Consider the following 22,206-nt stretch of genomic DNA (forward strand, 5'->3'; position numbering starts at 1 on the left):
GAGTTCCCTGGTACGGTAACGGATGTGTCCGAGGCGGACAAGGGGCCCCTGTGGGCCAGGCGGCTGGGTGCGACCACTCCGTTCACCTTCCCGCTCCCACCGAGCTCGTCGAACCTGACCGAGTTGGCGGCAGCGGTGGACCGCGGGATCGCTGCGGCCCAGCAGCGCCGTCCGGGCGCGTCCGAATCGGGCGGCGCCGCCGGCCTGGACGGCGGACAGCTCGATGTGTTCATCGAGACGCGCCTGTCGGAGGGCAAGGACGGCACGATCGTGGAACGGATGGCCGATGGCCGGACGATGCTCCACGACCTGGCCGCCGCCCGACCGGAGTCGGTCATCGAGGTCCTGCAGCGTGGCGGCGGCGTGGTCCTGCACCGTCCGGAGCGCGTGCTCGACGTGGTGAACCGGCTCGTGGCCGCGGAATGCGTCGGGGACGGCGTCCGGGTGACCGCCACGGTGGTGCTCGGCTCCGTGCCCGACCCGAGCGCCTCGCCGCGTGCGAGCGAACAGCTGGTGCTCTCGTTCGACGAGGGCACGATCGTGGAGCCCACGGGCCAGGACCCGATCGAGCTCCAGGTCGGGGTCTGGTCGAGGGTCCCCGCCCCCAGCAGGATCCACGCCGGACCCTCCTCACGGACCGTCGTGCTGAACATGCTCCGCTTCGATGCCGTAGAACGACGCCAGCTCGTCCTGGCACGCGCAGCGTGCCACCCGCTCCTGCGGATCGACGCCCCCACCTCCTTCGACGACCCCGCGATCCCGTACGGCGAACCGGGACCCACGGATCTCGTCGAGCACACCCGCCTCGGACTCCGCACGGTCCTCGACGACGTGACGGACGCGGAGCTCGAGTGGTGGTGGCGTCTGGCCACCGAGCTGGAGCCGGTCCCGCTGTCGCGGCACCTCACGCTCCCCCCGCTCGTTCGCGGACGGTTCCCGGGCGGCGTCGGCATCATCGGCATCGATGGCGTCCAGGCCGAGGTCTCGGCCGGCCGCAACACGTTCTCGCTCTCGCTCCCGGTACTGGAGGCGCTGCCCGAGTTCGTTTCGGGAGCGACCTGTGCGACCGGCGATCCGCGGTTCACCGAACTGGCAGGAGCCACGCTCGCCGCCGGCCTCGCCGAGCCCGTGGCCCCCTGAGACCCGATGCCGGCCTCGCGCACGTTCCGGGCCGACGGGGTCGCACTTCGGGTCGAGATCGACCCATCGGCCCCAGAGGCGATCGCCGACCACCTCCACGTCGTCCTCGGCGGCTACGACAGCACCGAGGACCCCCCAGCGGCGGTGCTGCGCGTGCGGGGTGGTCATGGGGAGGCATCGGTCGTGAGCGGACCGCCCGGGTCCCCCGAACTCCACTTCGCCCGGTGGCCCGACGTCCTCGCCCACGTCGACGGCTGGGTCAGCGCGTCGTCCCTCGATTACGCCGACCCTCGGCACCTGCGCCTCCATGCCGCGCACTTCGTGCTCGATCGGCAACGGTGGATCGTGATCGGACCGAAGGGCAGTGGGAAGAGCACGCTGACGCTGTCGGCGACCGCGGCGGGCGCGAGGTGGTGCACGGATGAACGCATCACGCTCAGCGACGACTGTGACGGCGGCAGCGGCGTGACGATCCGACCCCTTCGGCGGCCGCTCCACATCCGATCGTCCCGCGACGAGGTGCGACGACAGTTGGGCACCACCGGGACGTTCGACTCGGTCGAGACCGCCGGGCGGACGATCGTCGATCCCGACCCGTCGGAGGATCCGAGGAGCGTGCCGTCGGCCGAAGGACCGTTGCAGGTCGTGGTGCTCGACGAGGCTGCGGTTGCCACCCCGCCGACGACGCGGACCGAGGTGACCCGCCGGATCGTCGGCCACTCGATGGACGCCCGGCGATGCGGCCACCGAACCATCGAGCTCCTGCATCACTTGGTCCGGACGGCGGACGTCTACGTGGCCGCCCCGCGGACCCTGCTCTCGGTCGCCGAGCTCGACGCGCCCTCGTTCACGGCCAGCCCATCGGCGGAGGTCCTCGCCGCGATGCGCAGCAACTCGCTCGAAGGAGTCTGGTCGCTCGTCGACGGTGACCGGGTGCTGGCATGGGTGGAGTCCGAAGGGTCACCAGCGGTCCTGGAGCTGGAAGGCGTGGCGGCGGAGCGGTGGTCGGCGGCGATGGCCGATGACGCCGGCGCCTGGGCCGGGGCATCCGAGGTGATCCGGTCGATCGACCGCGTGGAGCCGGTCTGACTAGAGGGCGGCGGCTCCCAGGCCCGGGGTGGAACCATGGGCCACCCGCACGAGGAGATCGATCAACTCGCCACCCGTGATGCCCCTGTCCACCACCGTGACCTCCGCGGACCTGGCCAGCTCCACGAAGGCTCCCACACCGTCGCCGTCCCAGCGGCGAGCGAGGTGCAGGCAGCCTCGCTCCGCTGCGCGCGCCGAGCCGTCGCCGGGCACGACCACACCGACCAGGTCGACCACCTCCGCCGAGCCGGGGCGGCGCGCGTCGTCGGGCAGCTCGACGTGACGATCGTCGACCAGCCGGACCAGGCCGCTCGGCGTGCTGCGCACGCCGCGCTCCTCGAGCTCGCTGCGGAAAGCACCCACCACTTCGTGGCCGATCGCGGGATGCACCAGCGTGATGCCCGCACCGGTCACCAGCGACGGCCCCTCGTACCAGGCGCCGCCGCCCTCCAGTGCGAGACGACCACCGACGGTCCGGGCCAGGGCCTCGGCGCAGGCGGCGGCGTCCCGACCGGCGTGCAGGGTGTTGCCCATGTCGTCGAACAGCTGCTGCACGCGCGCCACCCGACCGCTCGACAGCCGGGCCACGTACCCGTCGAGGTCGTGATCGTCGGGCTCCGCCGTGGGTACTGCGGCCGCGAGCGCGTCGACGAGGTGGTGGTCATTGGCGCCGAAGCGGAAGGACGTGGTCGGCCCCTGGACCTGGCGCACGGTCGAACGCGCCAGGCCGAGCCGCTGACCCACGCAGGAGGTGGGATCCAGCGGAGGGTGGACGCGTCGGGGCACGACGCCGTCCGGCTGGGGGCCCGCCAGCAGCCCGGCCTCACGCAGCGAGCCGAGGAATTCGTCCACCTGGGCCCGGCGGGCACCGACGTCACCTCCGAGTGCGTCGGCGACGTCGGCAGCGAGCTCGTCGACGCTCACCGTGCCGTCGAGCGACGACCACAGGATCGCGGCTACGGGATCGAGCACACGGCTTCGTCCGGTGAGGTCGGACCCGATCAGCAGGTCGTCGCCGAGCGGAACCTCGACCGCGTCGTCGCGACGACGCGGCCCGGTCTCGGGCACGGCGGTCGTCATCCGGTGAGGTCGTCGAGATCGTCGAGGACGGCGTCGGCGAAGAAGCCTGGGTCGGTCACGTCGTAGGCACGGGCGACCACACCGTCCGGTCCGACGAGGTGCGCGACACGCCGTGCGTGCGAGCTCGACGGGCCGTCTGCGGCCCCGAACGCCACTCCCGCCGTCCGATCCGGGTCGCTGAGCAAACGGAACGGGATCTGGTACTTTTCGCGGAACGCCCGGTTGTCCGCTGGATCGTCGAACGACGCGCCCAGCACCGTGCAACCGTGCTCGATGAAGGCATCGATCTGGTCGCGGAGGCCCTCGGCCTGGGCGGTGCAGCCCGGCGTGTCGGCCTTGGGGTACCAGTAGAGGAGGTACCACCCGCCGGCGAGGTCCGCGCTCGCCACCTCGTTCCCGTTCTCGTCGGTCAGCCGGAAGTCCGGTGCCGGTGCCCCTGCCTTCAACATCGCGTCGATGGTACCGGCGCGGTCGGGGGTCACCGCCAGTCGCGACGACCAGGCGATCACGCGCAGACGACCCTCGCGGTGCAGCCGGCCGAGGCAGGCGACCATCGCCCCGACGGCGCCCTCGAGCACGCCGGCGGCCGTGAAGTTGGCGCCGACACCGTCGGAGATGTCCACCCAGCCGAGGACCTCGAGCCCGGCGTCGACGACGCCGGCGCGGGCCTCCTCGGGGTCTTCGAAGACGTGGGGCCAGCTCCCCGTCCCCGCCTGCAGGATCGACTCGACGGCACGGTCGTCGTCCTCCCGGTGCGACGGCAGCACGAACAGGTCCGTACCGGCGACCACGCCGCCCGGTCGGAGCACACGCGCCGCCTCGCGGTGGAAGGCCGCGCGGGACCGGAAATGCGGCGCCGCCTCCACACACAGCACGCGGTCGACGGAGCCGCGTGCGAGCGGGAGGGCCGCGGCGTCGGCCACGACCCACGACGAGGCGATCGTCGCGGGCGGGCCGAGGTCGGGACAACGCCGGACCTGAGCCTCGTCGACGTTGACACCGATCACTCGGAGGTCGCGATGCCGCGCCGTCAACCGGGCGAGGGTGCCGCCGACGCCGCAGCCGACGTCCACCACCGCGTGCCCGTGGTGGACGTCGGCGAGGTCGAACACCAGCTCGTCGGTCGCCGCCGCGGCCTCGGCGTCGGAGGACCGTTCGGATCCGGGAGGCCAGTAGCCCAGGTGGAACGAGGGCGGGAGCGTGCCGCCCTGGAGAGTGGGCACGAGGTACGGCGGCGTACGCGCGTCAGACACGCTCCGGGTCTCCGTACCAGCGTCGGGACCACGCCCGCACCTGCCGGATCGCCCCGGCGCTCGCGAAGTGCTCCGACGACACCTCGGGCACGTGCACCAGGTGCTCCCAGATGACCATGTCGTGCTCGAGCTCCGTGCGCATCAGCGGGACCACCGCCTGGATCGCCCGTTCCGCCATCGCCGCATCGGCACCGCGGCACCACACGGTGTGGAACACATCGCTCCGCCCGTCCGCGACCGGTGTGACGGCGAGCAGGATCTCGGCGACCTGGTCGCCGAACTGGACCGTGAGGTGGCTGAGCCCGACCCCGACCACGGTCGAGCTGATGCGCGACCCGGGCTCCGTGCCCGCCCCGTGACGGACCTCCGATGTGAACGAGGCCGCCCGCAGGTCCAGTTCGACCAGCTCGGGACGGGCGGTGGCGTGCGGACCGGCGAAGTGATCGACATCGACCCGGTCCTCGATCGCCACCTGCGGGTGGATGGTCGTCGAGCGCCAGACGGCCGTCGTGTCCGGATGACCTCCGACGACCACCTCCGCGGTGCCGTCACCCGTGCCGAGCTCCACCTCCGGGTCGTGGTCCGGCGCCGACCCCGCAGGGTCGAGCCAGACGAGGAGCGCACCCCGATAGGTCGTGCTGTGGCGCACTCCGAGCCGTCTCGCCGTCGTGTCGTCGGTCCCAGGAATCGATCGGTTGCGACCGTCGCCCGCCCACGTCCAGCCGTGCAGAGGGCAGCGCACGCAACCGTCGACCAGCGACGAGCCATGGCCGAGGTGGGCACCCATGTGAGGACACCTGGCGTCGGCCACCACCGGGGACCGGGACGCGTCGAGCCACGCCACCAGCTCGAGGCCGAGCGCGGAGATCGGCATCGCTTCGTCGCCCAGCTGATCGACCCAGCCGACCTGGAACCATCCGCGGAGGTCAGTCCAAGACGGGCCGGAGCCCTCTTCCCCGGGGCCGGACGCCGGAGCGGGGGCACCGGCGACGGTCCCCGTCATGCACCCTCCACGGTGCGGAACCGCCACGGCTCGACGGCGCCCGTCACGTCCTCGCCCCGCAGGACGCGCAGCAGGGTCTCCTCGGTGGCATCGCCGGGCTCGACGACGAACCGCTCGGCCACTGGCCCGACCGGGTCCCGCAGCGCGAGCTGCGGCGGTGTCTGGCTCATGAAGAACCACTCGTCCACGACGTGACGCGCCACCCTGCCGCCGTCGCTGCCGACGAAGTGAGCGAGCCCTCGACCCGTGCGGTGGCACCACAGCCCGATCGCGATGCGATCGACCGGAGTCGTGTTCTCGAACGACATGTGGATCAGGCGGTTGTCCCAGATGGCGGCCTCGCCCGCCTTCAGTGGCACCGGCACCGCGTGGCGGTGCAGCACGTCGGGATGGCCGAGCCAGGGCCAGATGAGTCGCGTTCCGCACGGGGGGCCGTCGAGCAGGTGGCTCCTCGGCACCAGGTGGAGCATGCCGTTGCGATCGTCGGCGTCGTCCACGGCGACATAGAGGATGTAGGAGCGCTCTCCCGGCAGCTCGTCCACGTACATCCAGTCCCGGTGCTCGAACAACGAGCTCTGCTCGGACGCGAACTTCGTGAGATACGTGTAGAGGAACGGGGTGAAGCCTGCGAACCACCGTTGCGACAGATCGTAGGTGAGCCCGGCCATCACCTCTGTAGCGCGGAACCGGAACTCCGGGTCGGGGAGGAAGAAGTCGTTGTGGAAGCCCGTTCGATCACCGGTGAACTCGGCGGCGAAGAACGCTCGCAGCTCGTCCCGCGACGTCTCGGGCAGGTGCGCGCCCGGGAGCTTCACCCAGCCGTCGCGCACGAGCAGGGCGTTGAGCACCGGGTCGGATAGGACCGGTGCCGCACCCGGGAGGTGATCCCACGCCGGAGCCGCCGTCCAGGTCGCGCCGGCGTCCGTCGTCCCGCCGCGCCGCGCGTCAGAGGACGCCATAGATCGCCACCTTCCGGATGCGCAGTTCGCTGCCGTTCCGTTCCACGTCGATGCCGACATCGAACCGCAGGTGGCCCAGTCGGTCCAGGTCCGGTCCGAGCAGGTCAGCAACGCGACCCGACGGGTCGGCGGCGAGGCACACCTCCACCGCCTGCACGGTGGGGACGCCGACCCAGTACACGCCATCGCAGTCCGGCTTCTGGGCGAGGTGCACCTCGAGGTGGTCGGCCGGCTCCAGGTGCGCGACCCGATCGATGCCGGCGAGGTGCAGCGTGCGCGAGGCTGCCCGAACGATCGCCTTGCGCTCCGACGACGGGAAGCGACGGTAGAGGTTCGTCAGCCGCGGGCCGTCGGTCGTGATCCGGTAGGACAACGCCGCTTCTGCTCCCGCGTTCACGTAGCCGTTGAACGCCACGACCGACGAGGACCCCTCGAGGGTCGCCGGGTCGAGGTCGACGGACCACGGATCGACGCCACCGAGCGACTCCACGGTCTGGACCAGGCCCGGGGTCCACGTGACCGCGCCGCCCCACGCTCGGCGCAGCTCGGAGGGCGAGATCGGCGACGCCGCCGCTCCGTTGTAGACATACAGCTCCCAGGCGGGGCGGTCGTCACGCAGCCCGACCGCCCACACCAACCGGTCGGGACCCAGCCGATCCTGCAGCACCGCGAACGCCGCCTCGGCGCGCGCCGGCTTCGCGGTCCACTCGGTGGATCGACGCAGGACCGATGCGGACCGGAGCGCTCCTTCGACCGGACCCGCGGGCGCGTCATACGGCTCAAGCGTGAGGTTGAGCGGTCGATCGCCCGACTGCCACGGCAGGTCCAGTCGATCGCTCACGCGAGCGCTCCCTGCGGCAGCGGAGCGGACGCCCTGTACAGCGTGACGAAGGGCGAACCATCGCCGGCCACGCCGCCGATGACACGCTCGACCCGGGACGAGGCGAAGGCTGCGAGCGCGTCCTCGTCCGCCACGGACAGCTGCGCCTCCCGTGCCAACCATCGGACCGCGGGGAGCAGCTCGACGGGGTCCGCCACCCAGCGCGCTCGGGCGTCGAAGGACCGGCGGCCCTTGTCGTCAGCGGTGACGAGGAGGTTCTGGGCGTGCATCGTGGGCCGAGCACCGGGTGGGCGCTCGGGCCCGACGTCAGCCAGCTGGAGCGCCGCGTGGGCCCAGCGCCACGCGGCGCCACCGAAGGCGTCACCGATGAGGTCGACGGCATCCCGACCGGGCGGCGCCTCCTCGTACACGGCCCGCCAGGCGGGGCCCGGCTCCGCCGGTCGCCACTTCACGCTGTCGAAGACGCGGGCCGCGGCGCCGGCGGGAACCGGACGGACGAGATCGTCGAGGGCGCGGACCTGCTCCGACGTGGGGAGCACTAGGTACACCTTGTGAGCAGCAGGTTCATCCGCTCCGCGTTCGAAGCCGACCAGCACCTCGTGAGCACCGGAGGGATCAAGGGCGCGCACCGCCTCCGGCGCGGCGATCGCGTCGAGCAGGTCGGACCAGCCGCGGTCGTCGGCGAGCAGCGTCGCCGGAACCGCCCACAGCAGCCGCTCGCTGAGCAGGTGACCGGGTCCCACCTTCACCGACCACGAACAGGCAGCGCCCGACAGGAGAGGCGCGGCCGAGCCCGCGAAGTCGCGCGCCGCCTCGATCGGGATCCGAGCGGGACCGGACGGGCGCCGCCGACCGACCGGCCGCGCCTGGAGCCAGCCGGGTTCGCCGGTCCCTCCATCCCGGACGAGGCGGAGGTCCGTTGCGCCGGCCGCGATCTCGATCTCGTCGACGGGGACCGCGTCGCCGTCGGCGGTGACCGCCATCCCGTCGGGCCGGAGCCGCGCCCGACGCTCGGGTGGCCCGTCGACCGGCCGGGCCGTCAGCACCGTCCGCCCGTCGCGCACGGCCAGCCGGCCCACGGGCGCTCGGGACCGCTCGCCCTCGATGGCGAGACCGACGTCGTCCACTGCAGCACCCACGGCGCCGGGTCCGGTGCCGACCAGCAGGACGATGCCCCCACCGCTCACGAGTGCGGCGGTCTCATCGGAGGTGATCGCGACGAAGGCGTCGACCGACCCGCGGCCCGACGGCGACCCCGCCGCCGGGGACGTGGGCCCGAGGGTGGCGACGGTGAGCCCATCGCTCGCGGTCGTCAGCTCGACCGGGGCCGTCCGCGGTGCGACGGGGCGCTCGGCCCGGGGGGGTCCCGCCGGAGCGGCGAGGAACCACTCCTCGGACGCCTCTGTGTCCACCGGCAGGTCCCCGACGGCTGGGGCCAGGCCCGGCGACGCGGCAGCGATCAGCTGCAGGAGCCCTCCGATGGCTCCGTCCAGCCCGCCGGCGCGACCGAGCCCGAGCGCCTGGAGGTCCGCCACCAGCTCATCCGCGCTCGCGCCGGCGCGCAGCTCGGCTAGGACGGCATTACCGGTCGCGTTAAGGACCAGCTGCGGCGTCGGGCCCGACCACAACACGAGCGCGGTCCCGGCGTCGAGCACGTCCGTCGCGACGGTGGCGGGGCCGGGCGCGCTCGCAGATGACACGACGGGCCCGTCAGGTGAACGCGGGGCCGACGGCGTGGGCAGCGAGCGCCGTGACGCGGACGTCGCCCGTGCCGAGGCAGCGCACCGACGAGTAGGCGGGGAAGGTGACGAAGCTCCCGTGCGCCGCCGGGACGCTGCGACCCGTGCGCTCGACCTGGAACTCGACGCCCTCCCCTTCGACGGCGAGGACGAGGATCGACACCAGCTTCCGCGTCGAGGACTCGGCGGTTATGCCGAGGTCGAGATCGGTGCTCGATCCCCCCGCTTCCCACTGCACTACCCGCGGCTCGTCGGGCTGTAGGACGCCCTCGATCCGGAAGCGGAAGAACTGGGAGTTCGCCTGCGACACGGAGTGGCACCATTGGAGCACGGTGTCGGGGAGTGCCTCCTCGAACCGATCGCCGTCGCCGAGCAGCGCCACGAGGTCGTCGACCTGATCCGGTCGGAGGAGTTCCGCGGAGGCCAGCCCCAGGATCCACGGGTTCCCCAGCGGCGGGAAGTCGATCGCTCTGTTGTTGAACATCCGCAGCTCCCGTCAGGACGGAGTGGGGCCGTGCACCCATCCGACGAGCGCGTACCGCTCGCCGACGATCACGGGTGACACGACGTGGCTGAGCACCGACGGGAAGACGGTGAGGACGCCCTGCTCCTTGCTCGCCGGATGTCCTCCGTCGATCACGACCAGGTCTCCGCCGGTGTAGTCCTCCGGATCACTCAGCTGCACCACGTAGGTGAGCTTGCGCGTCGCCATGCCGGGGCCGGCGTCGATGTGCGGGGAGAAGTGTCCGCCCTCGTTCGCCCGGTACCGGATGACCGACGGCGCGTCCGAGATGGGCATGCCCCAGAGATCGAACCGGAAGGTCTCGTCGTTGATGCGAGCGAGCTCGTCGACGAGCCGTCGGACCACCCACCCGTCGAGCTCCGGCAGCATCTGGGTCGACGCGGACCGGATCGCTGCGTCGGTTTTGGAGCCGTAGCCGCGCTCCTTCGTGACCTCGGCGACCTTCCAGCCGTCGTCGCGCAACGTCGCCACGATCCGCCGGCACTCGTCGGGATCGAACAACGGCGACTGGACCGTCTCTCGGTACGTGTCAGTCGCGAGGGGCCCGACCTGGAATCGGTAGGGCCGCTGTCCGAGAGTGCTCATGCGCCCTCCCCGCTTGTCGCTCCGACTCCGACCGGAGGGACCACGGCGCGGGGCGTCCCGAACACGGGCTCCACGACGCCCATCCGCAGCAGGACGTCGGCCGAGGCGCGATGGACGAACTCGGGGCACCCCACGACCTCGCCGGCGACGAGCTCGGTGAGCCACGGGAGGAGGTCCCCGTGCACGGCGACGGTGGCGCCACCGGTCCGCAGGAGGAGCCGGCCGTCGTCGGTGTCGCCGGCGATGCCGACGCCGCCGGGGAACCGGCCCCGGATGCGCTCGAGGTGGGCCCCCGAGGTGCCGACAGCGGGGAGCGAGGCTGCGAGCGTCCACCACCACGCCAGCTCGTCGATCGACGTGTCGGACTGCACGCGGCGCACCGCCTCCGCGACGAGGTCGGCGTAGTCGACGAGGCCGTTGACGCCGTACACCTCGACCGGAGCACCGATCGTCACCGGTGCGTCGAGGCGCAGGAGCGGGTGGTGCGCCGCACGTTCAATCAACGCCGAGCGCAACACCTCGCCCGAGAACGACTCCACCCCGACGAACAACGTGCAGACCGCCGGCTGCGAGTGAATCCTCGGCCAGCCGTCGACGCTCGCCGCGTTCCCTGCCTCGAGCTCGATCGGCGGCGCCCCGCGAGGGCGCAGCACGATGCCGCCGTTCATCGGGATCACGAGCAGCCGCTCGACCGCCGGATTGCCGAGCTGGAACGGGATCGATCCGAACACCAGCCATGCGGCGACCCGCGCCGAGGCGGCGACCGCCATCCGGCCGGCGAGCAGGTTGATGGCGGGCGACACGGTCGCGGCATCCCGGACCAGGAACCCGTCGTTGCGGTCTAGCGTGAACCCGGGCTGCAGCTGTTCGGCGGGCTCGCGGATGTGCTCACCGTTCGCTCCCGTCGCCAACAGCTCCACCCGGGACGACCGGGATGCGACGAGACCCAGGCCGAGGTCGTAGGCGGCCGCCAGCATCGTGACATCGACCGGTCCCGCAGCGCCCTCGTGCACCATCGGTTCGATCTTCCGCGTGACGTCGAGCGCGCGTTCCGCCGCATCGGCGAGCTCGTCGAGGCCAGCCGCACCGGGTGGGCGAGCGAATGACGCCGTCCGACCGATCTCCACCTGTTCGATCGCGGGGATGCCGGTCATGGTCGCCCGAGCTGCTCTGCACCCGTGTGCAGCGACGACGAGGTGCCCAGCCCCGCCCGGCCGTCGTAGGCGCGGTCGGCGTACGGACCGTCGGCGTCGACGAAGTGCAGGAAGACCTGGAGGTACCACTCGGCGTCGAGCGGATCCCGCCAGTGCAGGACACGATCGCCGCGGTAGAGGAGGCCATCACCCGGCGCTAGGTCGATCCCGACCGGATCTGCGTCGCCGTCCCGCAGCCAGATCGGCCAGGGGGCGTCGTCGGCGCCAGCGAGGTGCAACGTGACCGAGTGCTCGCACTCGACGCGATCGCGGTGCGGGAACAGCTCCTGTCCGCGGGCGTAGATCCTCGCGAACGAGTACGTGGGCAGGAGCGTGCGACCGACGCGGTCCGACAGGCGCGTCGCCAGCGTGGGCAACAGCGCGTCGAACCCTGCGGCGCCGTAGGTCCGCAGGGAGCCCGGCACCTGGTCGTCGATCTCGAAAGAACCTCGCCCCCGCAGCACGTCGGCGTACGCAACCAGGTGGTCCACCAGCGCCGGGTCCACGAGACCCCGCACCACGGCGTGGCCGGCGGCCTCGTAGGCGGCACCGGCCGAGGTCTGGTCACCCGCGGTCAGCGCGCCGTCCGCGTCGGTCCTGCTCATGCCGGGGACTCCAACTGCACGATGCCGACGCTACCGAGACGCTCCACGAGGTCCACGACGTCGTCGCGTGGACTGCCGGTGGCGGCCGAGATCTCCTCGACCGTGCGCCACCCGTCGAGGAGCTCGGCCAAGGCGGGCGCCGACGACCGCGGGATGCGGACGGTCCGGTTGTTCGTGGCCATCTCGAGCGCCTCCGCGTCGGCGCGCTCGTCGAGGAAGACCGCTCCGCCCGGCATCACCGCCCGCATGCGGTGACCGGCGAATCCCGCCAGCCGGGCGGTGGTCGCCGCGATCGGCCCGACACGGGGCTCCGTCGTGAGGATCGACGCCCAAGACCCGAGGCAGTGCTCCAGGTCTGCGTCGTCGAGCTCGAACTCCCGCTCGAACCGCTCGGACGGCAGGTGCACGAGCAGGTCGAGTGCGGTCGGACGCCGGATGCTCGCGGTCAGGTGGACCGACACCTCCTCGCCGAGGCCGGCCACGTGGTGGGGCCAACCACGGGGGATCATCAGCGCGTCCCCTCGGGACAGGACACCGCTCCAGACCGACTTCCCGGTGCCACCGGCGGGGATCACGTCCTTGATGGGCGCGAGGGCCGGCGGCTCGTCCACCGTCCAGTACTTGGCGCCGGCGACAGGCACGACGATCACGTCGTGGTCGTCCCAGTGCGCGCCGAAGCCCGGCGCCTCACCCCAGCTCACGTACACGTTCATCTGGACGTGGGCGACGAAGGCCAGCGCGAGGTCGTCGCACAGGTCCTGGACCCGTCCCCCGAGATGGGCCTGCGCGTCGTTGAGGTTGAGCGTGTTGCCGGCGAGGAGCTCCTCGGCGCCGAGGAACGGGTCGACGTTGAGCCCTGCGTTCGGCGTGCTCCGTTCGGTGCCGATCGACGGCGGGATGGGGTGGGCTCGGTTCTCGCGACTCGACACGAGCGTTGCCCGCCGCTCGCCGAGGTCGCCGGTCGCGAGGTATCGGTCGATGGCCGAACTGACCCCATCGAGGACGCCGTCATCGAGCGAGGTGGACGCCAGCGTGGGTGTCGCCAGCCCGAGGTTGAGGGTGGAGGACTCGGGGTCCCAGCCCGGGAACCGCTCCCGGAGGCGCTGGATGGCGCCGGACCGCTGGCGCGCTGCGGCGTCGCGGATCAGATCGGTCGCTGGAGAGGCGTCACCGGAGAGCGAGCAGCGCTCGATTTCCGCCACAGGCCCTCACTAGGTGCACTGGATGCGGACCTCTATGAAGTTGATCGCGCTCGCCGGGTTGTAATACGGGCTCTCGCCGCCGGCGGGGATGCTGATCGTCTGCGAGAACGTGCCCGGGTTGTTCGGGACGGGTGCCGGCGTGACCGGGTTGCCCAGGGTGGGCCGGCCGCCGGTGGTGCCCTGCCACCCGGTGTTGCTCGAGGTGACGCGGCACCGGTTGTGCGGTCCGTCGACGTTGAAGGCCACGGTGCCACCGCTGATCGCCGGTCCGTCGGTGTCCTGGCCGCTCGGGAACGTCCACACGGCGTTGCCGACGGGGGTCGCGGGCGTCGGACCAGGCAACGGCGCGGTGATGATGACCGCCTGGCTGTCGCTCGGGCCGTTCTGCGTGATCGTGTACGCAGGGCTGGGCGCCGCGTTCATGAAGTTGTTGGCGCCGGCCAGGCCGGGACCGTTGCCGTTGAGCCGCAGCGTGACATCGATGCTGGTGCTCGTGCCGGCGCTCGCGTAGTCGGGAGCGATCGAGAAGCCCTCGACCTTCGGCGCGGCCCACGCCGCAGCTCCGACGGCACCGGCGGCCGCCGCTTTCTTGAGCGCGCTCCGCCGCGAGGTCGTGTTGTCACCCGGGGTCACATCGGACACTGAACCGTCCTCGCGCTCGGGTCCCGCGTCATGGTCATCGAACGGAGTCATCGATCCCCCAGGTCATCGCCCTGCTGGCAGCCACCAGCCACATGCCAAGGTTCAATGTACCCCGTTGGGTGTGACGAACGCTACCCCTCCGGCACCGTGCGTCCACTCGCCGGCGGGTCGGCGTGCAGGGCGACCGCCAACCGGCGTCGCCGGGCGGCCCGGTCTGGATCCACCCGCACCGCCAGGCCGAGGTCGACCAGGTCGTCCAGGAGCGGTCCGATCTCGTCGCCGGGCCCCGGCACCGCAGGAAGCGCGACCCACACCGAGAGGGCGGCGGGGTTCAGGCGCACCACCGCCCTGGTGGAGCGGTGAAGGAGCACGGCACCGTCAGGGAGGGCGAGGGTGAGCACCGCCGGGTCCCGGTGCACGCCGACTGCCGTCGGGTCGTCGGTCAGGTCGAGGAGCTCGCCTCGTCCCACGGGGTCATCGGTTGCAGCAAGCGGGACTTGAGGCCCCTCCAGGAGCCGGTCGACGGCCGCCGCCGAGCTCGCGTACGCCAGGTCGATGGCCGGGGCGGTGGCCGCCAGCCAGCCGATCGCCGCCAGCGCGGGTTCCGGTCGCCCGCCGAGGTCGAGCGAGCTGAGCGCGAGTCGGCGCGCCGCCTCCGACGACCCCAGCGGGAGGAGCTCGGCCGGTGCCCCCTCCACGCGGCGCGGGAACACGATGTCGGTCGGGCGGCCCGAGATCGCCCACGTGGCGCCGAGCTCCTCGGGCCGCACCAGCGACGGTCGCTCGCCCAGGAGCGGCTGCAGCGCGGCGGGTGCGAACTGCGTGGACCCACCCTTGAGAAGCACCGGCCGGGTGAAGGACGCGACGGCTCCGGCGGTCGGCAGCACGCGGAACTGCTCGTCGGTCACCAGCTCGAAACCCCGGGCGCAGAGGTGGGCGGTGATCGTGGACTTGCCGGAACCGGACTCCCCCACCACCAGGATCGTGCGGGTCCCGTCGGTGACCGCCGCGCCGTGGATCCAGGCCGACGGTCCCTCACCCGGTTCACGCCGCAGCTCGCGCTGGCAGACCACGCGAAGCACCGCCGGTGGGAGCTCGTCGGGCGCGAGCGCTGCCAGGTCCTCCGCACCGGCCACCAGGCGGACGCCCGCACCGTCGGGCCGCAGTACGACCGGCGGCTCCTCCTCGACGACAGCCGACACGCCGAACGAGGTGGGGTCGACGTCGAGCCGCTCGGCGAGCGGCCCGGCTGCGCCGGTCCCGCCGTCGACGATCCGGAAGGCACGAACGATCGACACCACGTGCCCGTCCACGTCGGACCCTGCCACGTAGCGGACCCAACGGTCGTCCGGGTGCGGGTCGTCGACGTCCATCGCCCGTCAAGGATGCCGGATCGCCACCGTCGGCGACGCCGGGGTGCTTCGCCCGCATCGACCCGACGTACCCTGTCGCCGTGGACCCCATCCGGAAGGTGCTGGTCGACGACCACGGCGGCGGCGAGACCTCCTACTGGGAGGACGAGTGGTCCGGGCTGGACCTCGAGGCCACCCGGGCGGCGCTGCTGGCCGGCGACCCCGTGCTCCGGCTGCTGGAGCGCCACCTCGATGCCGACGGTCTGGTCCTCGAGGCGGGCTGCGGTTCGGGTGCCGTCGCGGTCGCCCTCGACGGGCCGGGCCGCACCGTGGTCGGCATCGACCTCGCGGCGGCCGCGGTGCGCCGCGCCGCCCGGGCCTGGCCCGAGTTCCTCGGCGTGGTCGGCGACGTCACCGCCATGCCGTTCGCCGACCGGACCTTCGGGGCGGTGGTCTCCCTCGGCGTGCTCGAGCACACCGAGACCGGACCCGGCCCGGCGCTCGTCGAGCACCGCCGCGTGCTGCGACCGGGCGGGCTGCTCCTGGTGACCGTCCCCCGGATCAGCCCGCTCAAGGCGGCCCGCGACGCCTGGCACCTCGGGATCCGGCGGCGCGACGGCTACGTGTCCCGGGGGCGTTGGGTGGTGCGCCGGCCCACGACGAGCGTCGAGCGGTCGTCCGCGGACGGGACGGGCCGGGCGTTCCACCAGTACGAGTTCGCCGCCCGCGACTGGGCGGCCCGGGTGCGCGACGCCGGCTTCGAGGTGCTGTCCACCGAGCCGCACCTCGTCGGTGCCGGCCTGGGCGACGTCCCGTTCCTCGCCCGGCGGGGCGGTTCGTCGGCCGGCTCGTCGGACCACGCCGGCGCGATGCCCACCGCAGCGACCTCGACCCGTCCGAGCGGCCTTGCCCGCCGCCTCAAGCGCGCCGCGACGTCGGAGCAGGGCGACGACCCGCTCGAGCGGGCGGTCGCCGAGGTCGCCCGGCGCCTCGTCGGCCACATGGTGCTGGCGGTCGCCCGCCGCCCCGACCGCTGAGCCCGCCTACTCCACCCTGAGCAGGATCCGGTCCCAGCCCGTGGCACCGTCGGGGGCCACGGGCGCCTCGTCCGCAGTCTGGGTCTCCCCCGTCCCGTCGGTGGCGCGCACCCGGAACCGGTGCTGGCCGGGGGTCGCCCGCCAGACGAACCGCCACTGCCGCCACGTGGTGTCGTTGTGCTCGTCGGCGAGCACGGTCTCCTGCCACTCGCCGTCGTCGACCTGGATCTCGACCTTGGCGATCCGGCGATCCATGGCCCAGGCGACGCCGGCGATCGGCACGTCGGCGCCCGCCTCGACGGTCGAGCTGCTCTCGGGCGTGTCGATCCGCGACTGGGTCTTGATGGGGCCGAGCTGGGACCAGCCCCGAGGGATCCAGTAGCCCTCGAACTCGTCGAAGCGGGTGAGCTCGATCTCGCTCAGCCACTTCGTCGCCGACACGTAGCCGTAGACCCCCGGGACGACGAGCCGGGCCGGATAGCCGTGATCGATCGGCAGCGCCTCGCCGTTCATGCCGACGGCCACGAGCGCCGGGCGACCGTCGAGCAGGGCGGTGGGGAACCCGGCGGTGAACCCGTCGACGGACCGGCCGACGACCTGGTCGGCGCTCGGGTCGATGCCGGCCTCGTCCAGCAGGTCGTCGAGGCGGCAGCCCAGCCAGCGGGCGGTCCCGATGAGGTCGCCGCCGACCTCGTTCGACACGCAGCTGATCGTGATGTCGGCCTCGATCATCGGGCGGTCGAGCAGCTCCCGGTACGTCAACGTCAGCGGCCGCTCGACACGCCCCTTCACGGCGAGCTCCCACCCCTCGGTGCTGACGCGGGGGACGACCAGGGCCGTGTCGATCCGGTAGAAGTCGTCGTTGGGCGTGATGAACGGCACGGCCCCCTCGGCGTGGACCGACGCCGGGACCGCCGGCAGGGGCTCGCTCGGGGTCGGCAGCACGACCTTGAGCCGCTCGGCGACGGCGACCGCCCGGCCCTGGAGCCACCGCCCGATCCCACCGGCGACCACGGCGGTGCCGGCCAGGCCCGCGCCCAGCACGAGGAAGCGCCGGCGATCGGTGGCGGCGCCCGGCACGACCATCGGCTCGGCGGCCGGCGGGGTCACGGCCGTCGCGGTCCCGCCCGCCCCGCCGTCGGTTGCCCCACCCTCGACCGCACTGCGCTCCAGCGGCGGCCACGCCTCGCGAGCTCGGCGGGTGAGGACCACCAGCGCCCAGCCCGCCACCAGCCCGCCGATGATCGGTGGAGCCGGGCGGGCCCACCCGGTCCCCCCTCGGCCGAACGAGGCCAGGACGCCGACGAGCGCGAACACCCCGACCCCGACCAGCCCGAGCCGGAGCGAGCGGCGGACCGCCACGATGCCGACCACCGCGGCGAACACCGCCAGCAGGACGGTCACGCCGCCGAGCAGCACGGCCTTGTCGTTGGTGCCGAACGTGGAGATCGCCCAGTCCTTGACGGAGGGCGGCACGTTGTCGACGACGCGGTCGCCGACGGCGACGATCGGACCTCGCAGCTTGTCGGACGTCCCGGCGACGAGCTCGCCGACGGCCACGCCGACGCCCGCCGCCACCACGCCCACGAGCGCGCCGGCCCAGCGTGGAGCGGTGGAGGTCGCGGTCACGCCACCAAGTGTGGTCCGGCCCCGACGGCCGGCGCAGTCGACGGCGGCGGAGTTTCGCGATCGTTCACACCCCCTGGGCCGAACTGGCTGTCGTTCTCCCGGCCAGGGCCGGGAGAACGACAGCCAGAACGGAGATGGAGCCACCGGGGAGCGGTCCCCGTTGGTCGCGGGGTGCTCGCTCCCGCACGGTGTGGCCATGGATCCACCCCTGGCAGAGCTCACGGCGACGCAGATGGGACTCGTCACGCGACGCCAGCTGGCCGAGCTCGGCATGACCCGCCACGCGGTCGATCACGAGGTCGCCGCAGGGCGCCTGGTGCGCGTGACCGATCGGGTGCTGGTGCTGGCTGGGACACCGGTCACCGATCTCGTCAGAGCCCGGTGCGGCACGCTCGACGCCGATGGCGCGCTGTCGGGCCGGAGCGACGCAGCGTTGTGGGGCGCGCCGGGCTACGACCTCCTGCCGGTGCACGTCACGCGCTTGCGTGGCGGCAGGGTCCGGTCCACGCACCTCGCGATCGTGCACGAGCCGCGCCAGGTGCTCGGCGAGCACATCACCGTCCACCGGGGCATCCCTGCGCTCCGACCGCACCGCCTGCTCTTCGACCTCGCCGCGACGGAGCCGGCCGGCCGGGTGGAGCGGACGCTCGACTGGATGTGGTCCCGCCGCCTGGTGACGATCCCGCGGCTGGAGCGGACGCTCGAGCAGGTTGCGGTCCGGGGGCGGAAGGGCGTCGTCCTCATGCGCGAGCTCATCGACGACCGCCGCGACCTCCCCGCTCCCGGCAGCAATCTCGAGCGGCGGTTCGAGGAGATCGTGCGGCGAGCGTTGCTCCCGCCCTTCCGCCGGCAGGTCGATCTCGGCGACGGCGACTCGTGGCTCGGCCGGTTGGACTTCCTGTCGACGACCCGGCTCCTCGTCGTCGAGATCGACTCCGAGCTCCACCACGCCGCGCTGTCCGACCGGCGCACCGACGAGGAACGCCGCCAGAAGCTCGAAGCCGCCGGCTTCATGGTCAGGTCGCTCGACGAGGACGACCTCTTCCACCGTGTGCCGCAGACCATCACCCGGCTGCAGCGCTGGTACGACGATGCACCCCGTTGAGCTCGAACTGGCTGTCGTTCTCCCGGCCCTGGCCGGGAGAACGACAGCCAGAACGAGAGAGGGGGCCGGTCAGGGGACGACGGCGACGAGCTGCGCCGTCGCGTCGCCGACCACGTTGCTCAGCGGGCCCGGGATGACCCCGAGCACGACGACGCCGAGGACGGCCAGGCCCAGGGCGATCCCGGCGGAGGCGGGGATGCGGATGGCGGGGGCGTCGGCGTCGACCGGGTCCGAGAAGTACATGCTGGCGACGATCCGCAGGTACATGAACGCCGAGATCACGGCGGTCACCATGGCGATGACGCACAGGACGCCGGCGCCGGCGAAGTCGCTCTGCAGCGCCGCCTCGATCACGTAGAACTTCGCCAGGAAGCCCACGGTGAGCGGCACGCCGGCCTGCGACAGCAGGAGGACGGCGAACACGAGCGCCAGGCCGGGACGGACTCGGGACAGGCCCTTGTAGTCGTCGAGGCTGTGGTGTCCGTCGCCGGTTCGGCCGACGACGGTCGTGACGGCGAAGCTGCCGGCCGCCATGAAGGTGTAGGCGAAGAGGTAGAAGAGCGTCGCCGAGTTGCCCTCGGGCGAGCTCGCCAGGACGCCGAGCAGCAGGAAGCCGGCGTGGTTGATCGACGAGTACGCCAGCATGCGCTTGACGTTCGACTGGGAGATCGCGAACAGCGAGCCGACGACGAGGGTCAGCACGGCGAGGGCGTAGATCATCGGCCGCCACTCGTTGACGTAGGTCGGGCCGAGGGCGACGACGAAGACCCGGATGAGGGCCGCGAACGCGGCGGCCTTCACCGCGGTGGCCATGAAGGCCACCACGGGCGAGGGCGAGCCCTGGTACACGTCGGGCGTCCAGAAGTGGAACGGCACCGCCGCGATCTTGAAGCCGAAGCCCACGAGCATGAACGCGACGCCGCCGAGCAGCAGCCCGTTGCTCGTGACCACGTTGTTCGACAGGAAGGTCTGGATGCTGGCCAGGTTCGTCGACCCTGTCGCGCCGTAGGTCAGCGCGATGCCGTAGAGCAGGAACGCCGACGAGAAGGCGCCGAGCACGAAGTACTTCATGCCTGCCTCCTGCGAGGAGATCCGGCGGGCGTGCATGGCGGCGAGCACGTAGACGGCGACCGACATGATCTCGAGGCCGATGAACAGCACGACCAGGTCGTCGGCGGTCGCCATGGTGACCGCCCCGGACGCCGAGAGCAGCATCAGCACGTACCACTCGGGGCCCTCGAGCCGCTCGCGTCGGACGTAGCCGTGCAGCAGCAGCGCGCCGAAGACCACGGCGATGCAGATGTTGGCGGTGATGGCGAGCGAGAACCCGTCGAGGCCGACTGCGCCGCCCATGGCGGTCTCGGGACCGCCGTCCATGACCCGCCGCCACAGCGGGACGACGGCGACCATGGCGCCGAGCGCCACGACGATCGTCCACGCGGCGTGGAACCACGACGGCAGCTTGCCCTTGAGCAGCGAGACGACGGTCAGCAGCAGGATGCCGCCGAGCATCAGGATCAGGTTCGGCGCGATCGCCGCCCAGTCGATGTCGGGCGTGGGGATCTGCCGCTCGTCGGCGAGGACGGTGAGGAGCCCGCTCATCAGCCGTGCTCCTCGCCCTGCTCGGCCTCTGCGGCCTCGGCCTTCACCACCGGCTTCTCCACGTCCTCCTGGTCCGCCCGGTCGGTGTCGGAGTGCTCCGACACGTGGGCGACGAGCGCCTTCACCGAGGGCTCCATCGTCTCGATCATCGGACCCGGGAACAGGCCGAGGAACACGATCAGGGCGAGCAGCGGCGCCATGACCAGGAACTCGGACATCTTCATGTCGCGCATCGTGGCGTTGGCGCCGGTGGCCTTGCCGTGGAAGGTGCGCTGGTAGGCCCAGAGCAGGTACAGCGCAGCGAGGATCACGCCGGTGACGGCGACGACGCCCCACCAGCGGGCGCCCTTGAACGCACCGAGCAGCGACAGCAGCTCGCCCGGGAAGCCGTTGAGGCCCGGGAGGCCGACCGAGGCCAGCATCACGACGGTGAACACGCCGGCGAGGACGGGCGCGGCCTTCTGCATGCCGGACAGCTCGCTGATCAGCCGGGTGTGGCGCCGCTCGTAGATCATCCCGACGAGCAGGAAGAGCGCGCCGGTGGTGATGCCGTGGTTGACCATCACGAGGAGGCCGCCGGTGATGCCCTGCGTCGTCAGCGAGAACGTGCCGAGCACGATGAAGCCGAGGTGGGCGACCGAGGAGTACGCGACGAGCCGTTTGAGGTCCTTCTGCATCGTCGCGGCGATGGCGCCGTACGTGATGCCGATCACCCCGAGCGTCAGCATGACCGGCGCGGCCCACGCCGCCGCCTCGGGCAGCAGGTACAGGCCGAAGCGCAGGTAGCCGTACGTGCCGAGCTTCAGCATGACGGCGGCCAGGATCACCGAGCCGGCCGTCGGCGCCTGGGTGTGGGCGTCGGGCAGCCAGGTGTGCAGCGGGACCAGCGGGACCTTCACCGCGAAGGCGATGGCGAACGCCACGAAGATCCAGCGCGCCGCGGTGGTCGACACCGCCTGGTCGGTCGCCAGCGTGACCAGGTCGAAGGTGATCGGCCCTCCGGTCTCCCGCTGGTGCAGCACCGCCAGGGCGATCATGCCCACGAGCATGAAGGCCGAGCCGAACATCGTGTACAGGAAGAACTTCGTGGCCGCGTAGACCCGCTCGCCGTAGCCCCAGAGCCCGATGAGGAAGTACATCGGGACGAGCACGACCTCGAAGAAGATGAAGAACACCAGCAGGTCGAGGGCGCTGAACACGCCCATCGAGCCGGCCATCAGGATCAGCATCCAGGCGTAGTAGGCCTTCTCGTCGCCGTGGGGCTTGGCGCCGAGGATGGCGATCGGGAAGATCACGCCGGTCAGGACGATCAGGAACAGGCTGATCCCGTCGACGCCGAAGTGGAGGCGCACGCCGAGGTCGGTGATCCACGAGTGGTCGATCGTGAACTGGAACCCGGCGTCGTCGCGGTCGAACTGCGTGAGCAGGTAGATGGCGAGCGCCCCGGTGGCCGCGCTCGTGAGCAGCGCGATCGGCCGGAAGAACTCCTCCCGGTTGCGCGGGACGAGCCCGATCAGCGCCGCACCCGCGAACGGCAGGATGATCATCACCGCGAGCAGCGGGAACGACGAGGAGGCGGCGGCCTCGCTGGCCAGCAGGGCGCCCATCAGAAGCTCCGCTCGATCTT

Annotated in this window: 20 protein-coding genes; 4 read left to right on the forward strand and 16 right to left on the reverse strand. The window is 72.2% G+C overall.

Annotation, left to right across the window (positions count from 1 at the left end; all coding sequences use genetic code 11):
• The first annotated feature begins 24 nt into the window (after positions 1–24).
• Together LH044_RS11395 and LH044_RS11400 are read left to right on the forward strand one after the other, a co-directional pair.
• Positions 25–1,140, forward strand: a complete 1,116-nt coding sequence (locus LH044_RS11395; RefSeq protein ID WP_227755708.1) for a hypothetical protein — start codon at positions 25–27, stop codon at positions 1,138–1,140.
• Between the two features lie 6 nt (positions 1,141–1,146).
• On the forward strand, positions 1,147–2,229 hold the full coding sequence (locus LH044_RS11400; protein ID WP_227755709.1) for a hypothetical protein: 1,083 nt from the start codon (positions 1,147–1,149) through the stop codon (positions 2,227–2,229).
• On the opposite strand, the gene LH044_RS11405 is transcribed toward LH044_RS11400, so the two are convergent.
• From LH044_RS11405 to LH044_RS11465, 13 genes are all read right to left on the reverse strand, one after another.
• Positions 2,230–3,309 (reverse strand): PqqD family protein, encoded by a 1,080-nt coding sequence (locus tag LH044_RS11405; RefSeq protein ID WP_227755710.1) that lies wholly within the window; start codon positions 3,307–3,309, stop codon positions 2,230–2,232.
• Positions 3,306–4,562: a redoxin domain-containing protein gene (locus tag LH044_RS11410; RefSeq protein WP_227755711.1), complete on the reverse strand. Its 1,257-nt coding sequence runs from the start codon at positions 4,560–4,562 to the stop codon at positions 3,306–3,308. The genes LH044_RS11405 and LH044_RS11410 overlap by 4 nt, the downstream gene beginning before the upstream one ends.
• Entirely contained in the window at positions 4,555–5,565 is a 1,011-nt protein-coding gene (locus LH044_RS11415; protein WP_227755712.1) for a Rieske 2Fe-2S domain-containing protein, read from the reverse strand. The genes LH044_RS11410 and LH044_RS11415 overlap by 8 nt, the downstream gene beginning before the upstream one ends.
• Positions 5,562–6,413, reverse strand: a complete 852-nt coding sequence (locus LH044_RS11420; protein ID WP_227755713.1) for a phytanoyl-CoA dioxygenase family protein — start codon at positions 6,411–6,413, stop codon at positions 5,562–5,564. The genes LH044_RS11415 and LH044_RS11420 overlap by 4 nt, the downstream gene beginning before the upstream one ends.
• Before the next feature lie 97 nt (positions 6,414–6,510).
• The gene (locus LH044_RS11425) at positions 6,511–7,365 is read right to left on the reverse strand and encodes a hypothetical protein (RefSeq protein ID WP_227755714.1); all 855 of its coding nucleotides are present in this window, start codon (positions 7,363–7,365) and stop codon (positions 6,511–6,513) included.
• Entirely contained in the window at positions 7,362–9,065 is a 1,704-nt protein-coding gene (locus tag LH044_RS11430; protein ID WP_227755715.1) for a serine/threonine-protein kinase, read from the reverse strand. The genes LH044_RS11425 and LH044_RS11430 overlap by 4 nt, the downstream gene beginning before the upstream one ends.
• A 10-nt stretch (positions 9,066–9,075) precedes the next feature.
• Positions 9,076–9,588, reverse strand: coding sequence for a hypothetical protein (locus LH044_RS11435; RefSeq protein ID WP_227755716.1), 513 nt, complete (start codon positions 9,586–9,588; stop codon positions 9,076–9,078).
• 12 nt (positions 9,589–9,600) lie between these two features.
• Positions 9,601–10,212, reverse strand: coding sequence for a 2OG-Fe(II) oxygenase (locus LH044_RS11440; protein WP_227755717.1), 612 nt, complete (start codon positions 10,210–10,212; stop codon positions 9,601–9,603).
• Positions 10,209–11,366, reverse strand: a complete 1,158-nt coding sequence (locus LH044_RS11445) for a hypothetical protein (protein ID WP_227755718.1) — start codon at positions 11,364–11,366, stop codon at positions 10,209–10,211. Before LH044_RS11445 ends, LH044_RS11440 begins: the two co-directional genes overlap by 4 nt.
• Positions 11,363–12,010 carry a hypothetical protein gene (locus LH044_RS11450; RefSeq protein WP_227755719.1) on the reverse strand — a complete coding sequence of 216 codons (648 nt, stop codon included), beginning with the start codon at positions 12,008–12,010 and terminating at the stop codon, positions 11,363–11,365. The genes LH044_RS11445 and LH044_RS11450 overlap by 4 nt, the downstream gene beginning before the upstream one ends.
• On the reverse strand, positions 12,007–13,212 hold the full coding sequence (locus LH044_RS11455) for a JmjC domain-containing protein (protein ID WP_227755720.1): 1,206 nt from the start codon (positions 13,210–13,212) through the stop codon (positions 12,007–12,009). The genes LH044_RS11450 and LH044_RS11455 overlap by 4 nt, the downstream gene beginning before the upstream one ends.
• Positions 13,213–13,221: 9 nt before the next feature.
• The gene (locus tag LH044_RS11460; protein ID WP_227755721.1) at positions 13,222–13,854 is read right to left on the reverse strand and encodes a twin-arginine translocation signal domain-containing protein; all 633 of its coding nucleotides are present in this window, start codon (positions 13,852–13,854) and stop codon (positions 13,222–13,224) included.
• 131 nt (positions 13,855–13,985) lie between these two features.
• Positions 13,986–15,227: a phosphoenolpyruvate carboxykinase (ATP) gene (locus LH044_RS11465; RefSeq protein ID WP_227755722.1), complete on the reverse strand. Its 1,242-nt coding sequence runs from the start codon at positions 15,225–15,227 to the stop codon at positions 13,986–13,988.
• Between the two features lie 80 nt (positions 15,228–15,307).
• On the opposite strand from LH044_RS11465, the gene LH044_RS11470 reads away from it, so the two are divergent.
• Positions 15,308–16,243 (forward strand): class I SAM-dependent methyltransferase, encoded by a 936-nt coding sequence (locus tag LH044_RS11470; protein ID WP_227755723.1) that lies wholly within the window; start codon positions 15,308–15,310, stop codon positions 16,241–16,243.
• 6 nt (positions 16,244–16,249) lie between these two features.
• Here LH044_RS11470 and LH044_RS11475 read toward each other — a convergent pair whose 3' ends face one another.
• A complete protein-coding gene (locus LH044_RS11475; RefSeq protein WP_227755724.1) occupies positions 16,250–17,872 on the reverse strand; it encodes a molybdopterin-dependent oxidoreductase in 1,623 nt (540 codons plus the stop codon).
• Positions 17,873–18,068: 196 nt separating this feature from the next.
• Here LH044_RS11475 and LH044_RS11480 point away from each other — a divergent pair, with 196 nt between their 5' ends.
• Positions 18,069–18,977: a type IV toxin-antitoxin system AbiEi family antitoxin domain-containing protein gene (locus tag LH044_RS11480; protein ID WP_227755725.1), complete on the forward strand. Its 909-nt coding sequence runs from the start codon at positions 18,069–18,071 to the stop codon at positions 18,975–18,977.
• 69 nt (positions 18,978–19,046) lie between these two features.
• Here LH044_RS11480 and LH044_RS11485 read toward each other — a convergent pair whose 3' ends face one another.
• Together LH044_RS11485 and LH044_RS11490 are read right to left on the reverse strand one after the other, a co-directional pair.
• The gene (locus LH044_RS11485) at positions 19,047–20,579 is read right to left on the reverse strand and encodes an NADH-quinone oxidoreductase subunit N (RefSeq protein WP_227755726.1); all 1,533 of its coding nucleotides are present in this window, start codon (positions 20,577–20,579) and stop codon (positions 19,047–19,049) included.
• Entirely contained in the window at positions 20,579–22,186 is a 1,608-nt protein-coding gene (locus LH044_RS11490) for a complex I subunit 4 family protein (RefSeq protein ID WP_227755727.1), read from the reverse strand. The genes LH044_RS11485 and LH044_RS11490 overlap by 1 nt, the downstream gene beginning before the upstream one ends.
• Between the last annotated feature and the right edge of the window lie 20 nt (positions 22,187–22,206).

The organism is Dermatobacter hominis (assembly GCF_020715685.1).
GTDB classification, from domain to species: Bacteria; Actinomycetota; Acidimicrobiia; order Acidimicrobiales; family Microtrichaceae; genus Dermatobacter; species Dermatobacter hominis.

Coding starts and splice junctions, on each gene's coding strand:
- LH044_RS11400 (WP_227755709.1), top strand. CDS start 1,147: ATGCCGGCCTCGCGCACGTTCCGGGCCGACGGGGTCGCACTTCGGGTC.
- LH044_RS11405 (WP_227755710.1), bottom strand. CDS start 3,309: ATGACGACCGCCGTGCCCGAGACCGGGCCGCGTCGTCGCGACGACGCG.
- LH044_RS11415 (WP_227755712.1), bottom strand. CDS start 5,565: ATGACGGGGACCGTCGCCGGTGCCCCCGCTCCGGCGTCCGGCCCCGGG.
- LH044_RS11435 (WP_227755716.1), bottom strand. CDS start 9,588: ATGTTCAACAACAGAGCGATCGACTTCCCGCCGCTGGGGAACCCGTGG.
- LH044_RS11440 (WP_227755717.1), bottom strand. CDS start 10,212: ATGAGCACTCTCGGACAGCGGCCCTACCGATTCCAGGTCGGGCCCCTC.
- LH044_RS11445 (WP_227755718.1), bottom strand. CDS start 11,366: ATGACCGGCATCCCCGCGATCGAACAGGTGGAGATCGGTCGGACGGCG.
- LH044_RS11450 (WP_227755719.1), bottom strand. CDS start 12,010: ATGAGCAGGACCGACGCGGACGGCGCGCTGACCGCGGGTGACCAGACC.
- LH044_RS11465 (WP_227755722.1), bottom strand. CDS start 15,227: ATGGACGTCGACGACCCGCACCCGGACGACCGTTGGGTCCGCTACGTG.
- LH044_RS11480 (WP_227755725.1), top strand. CDS start 18,069: ATGGATCCACCCCTGGCAGAGCTCACGGCGACGCAGATGGGACTCGTC.
- LH044_RS11485 (WP_227755726.1), bottom strand. CDS start 20,579: ATGAGCGGGCTCCTCACCGTCCTCGCCGACGAGCGGCAGATCCCCACG.
- LH044_RS11490 (WP_227755727.1), bottom strand. CDS start 22,186: ATGGGCGCCCTGCTGGCCAGCGAGGCCGCCGCCTCCTCGTCGTTCCCG.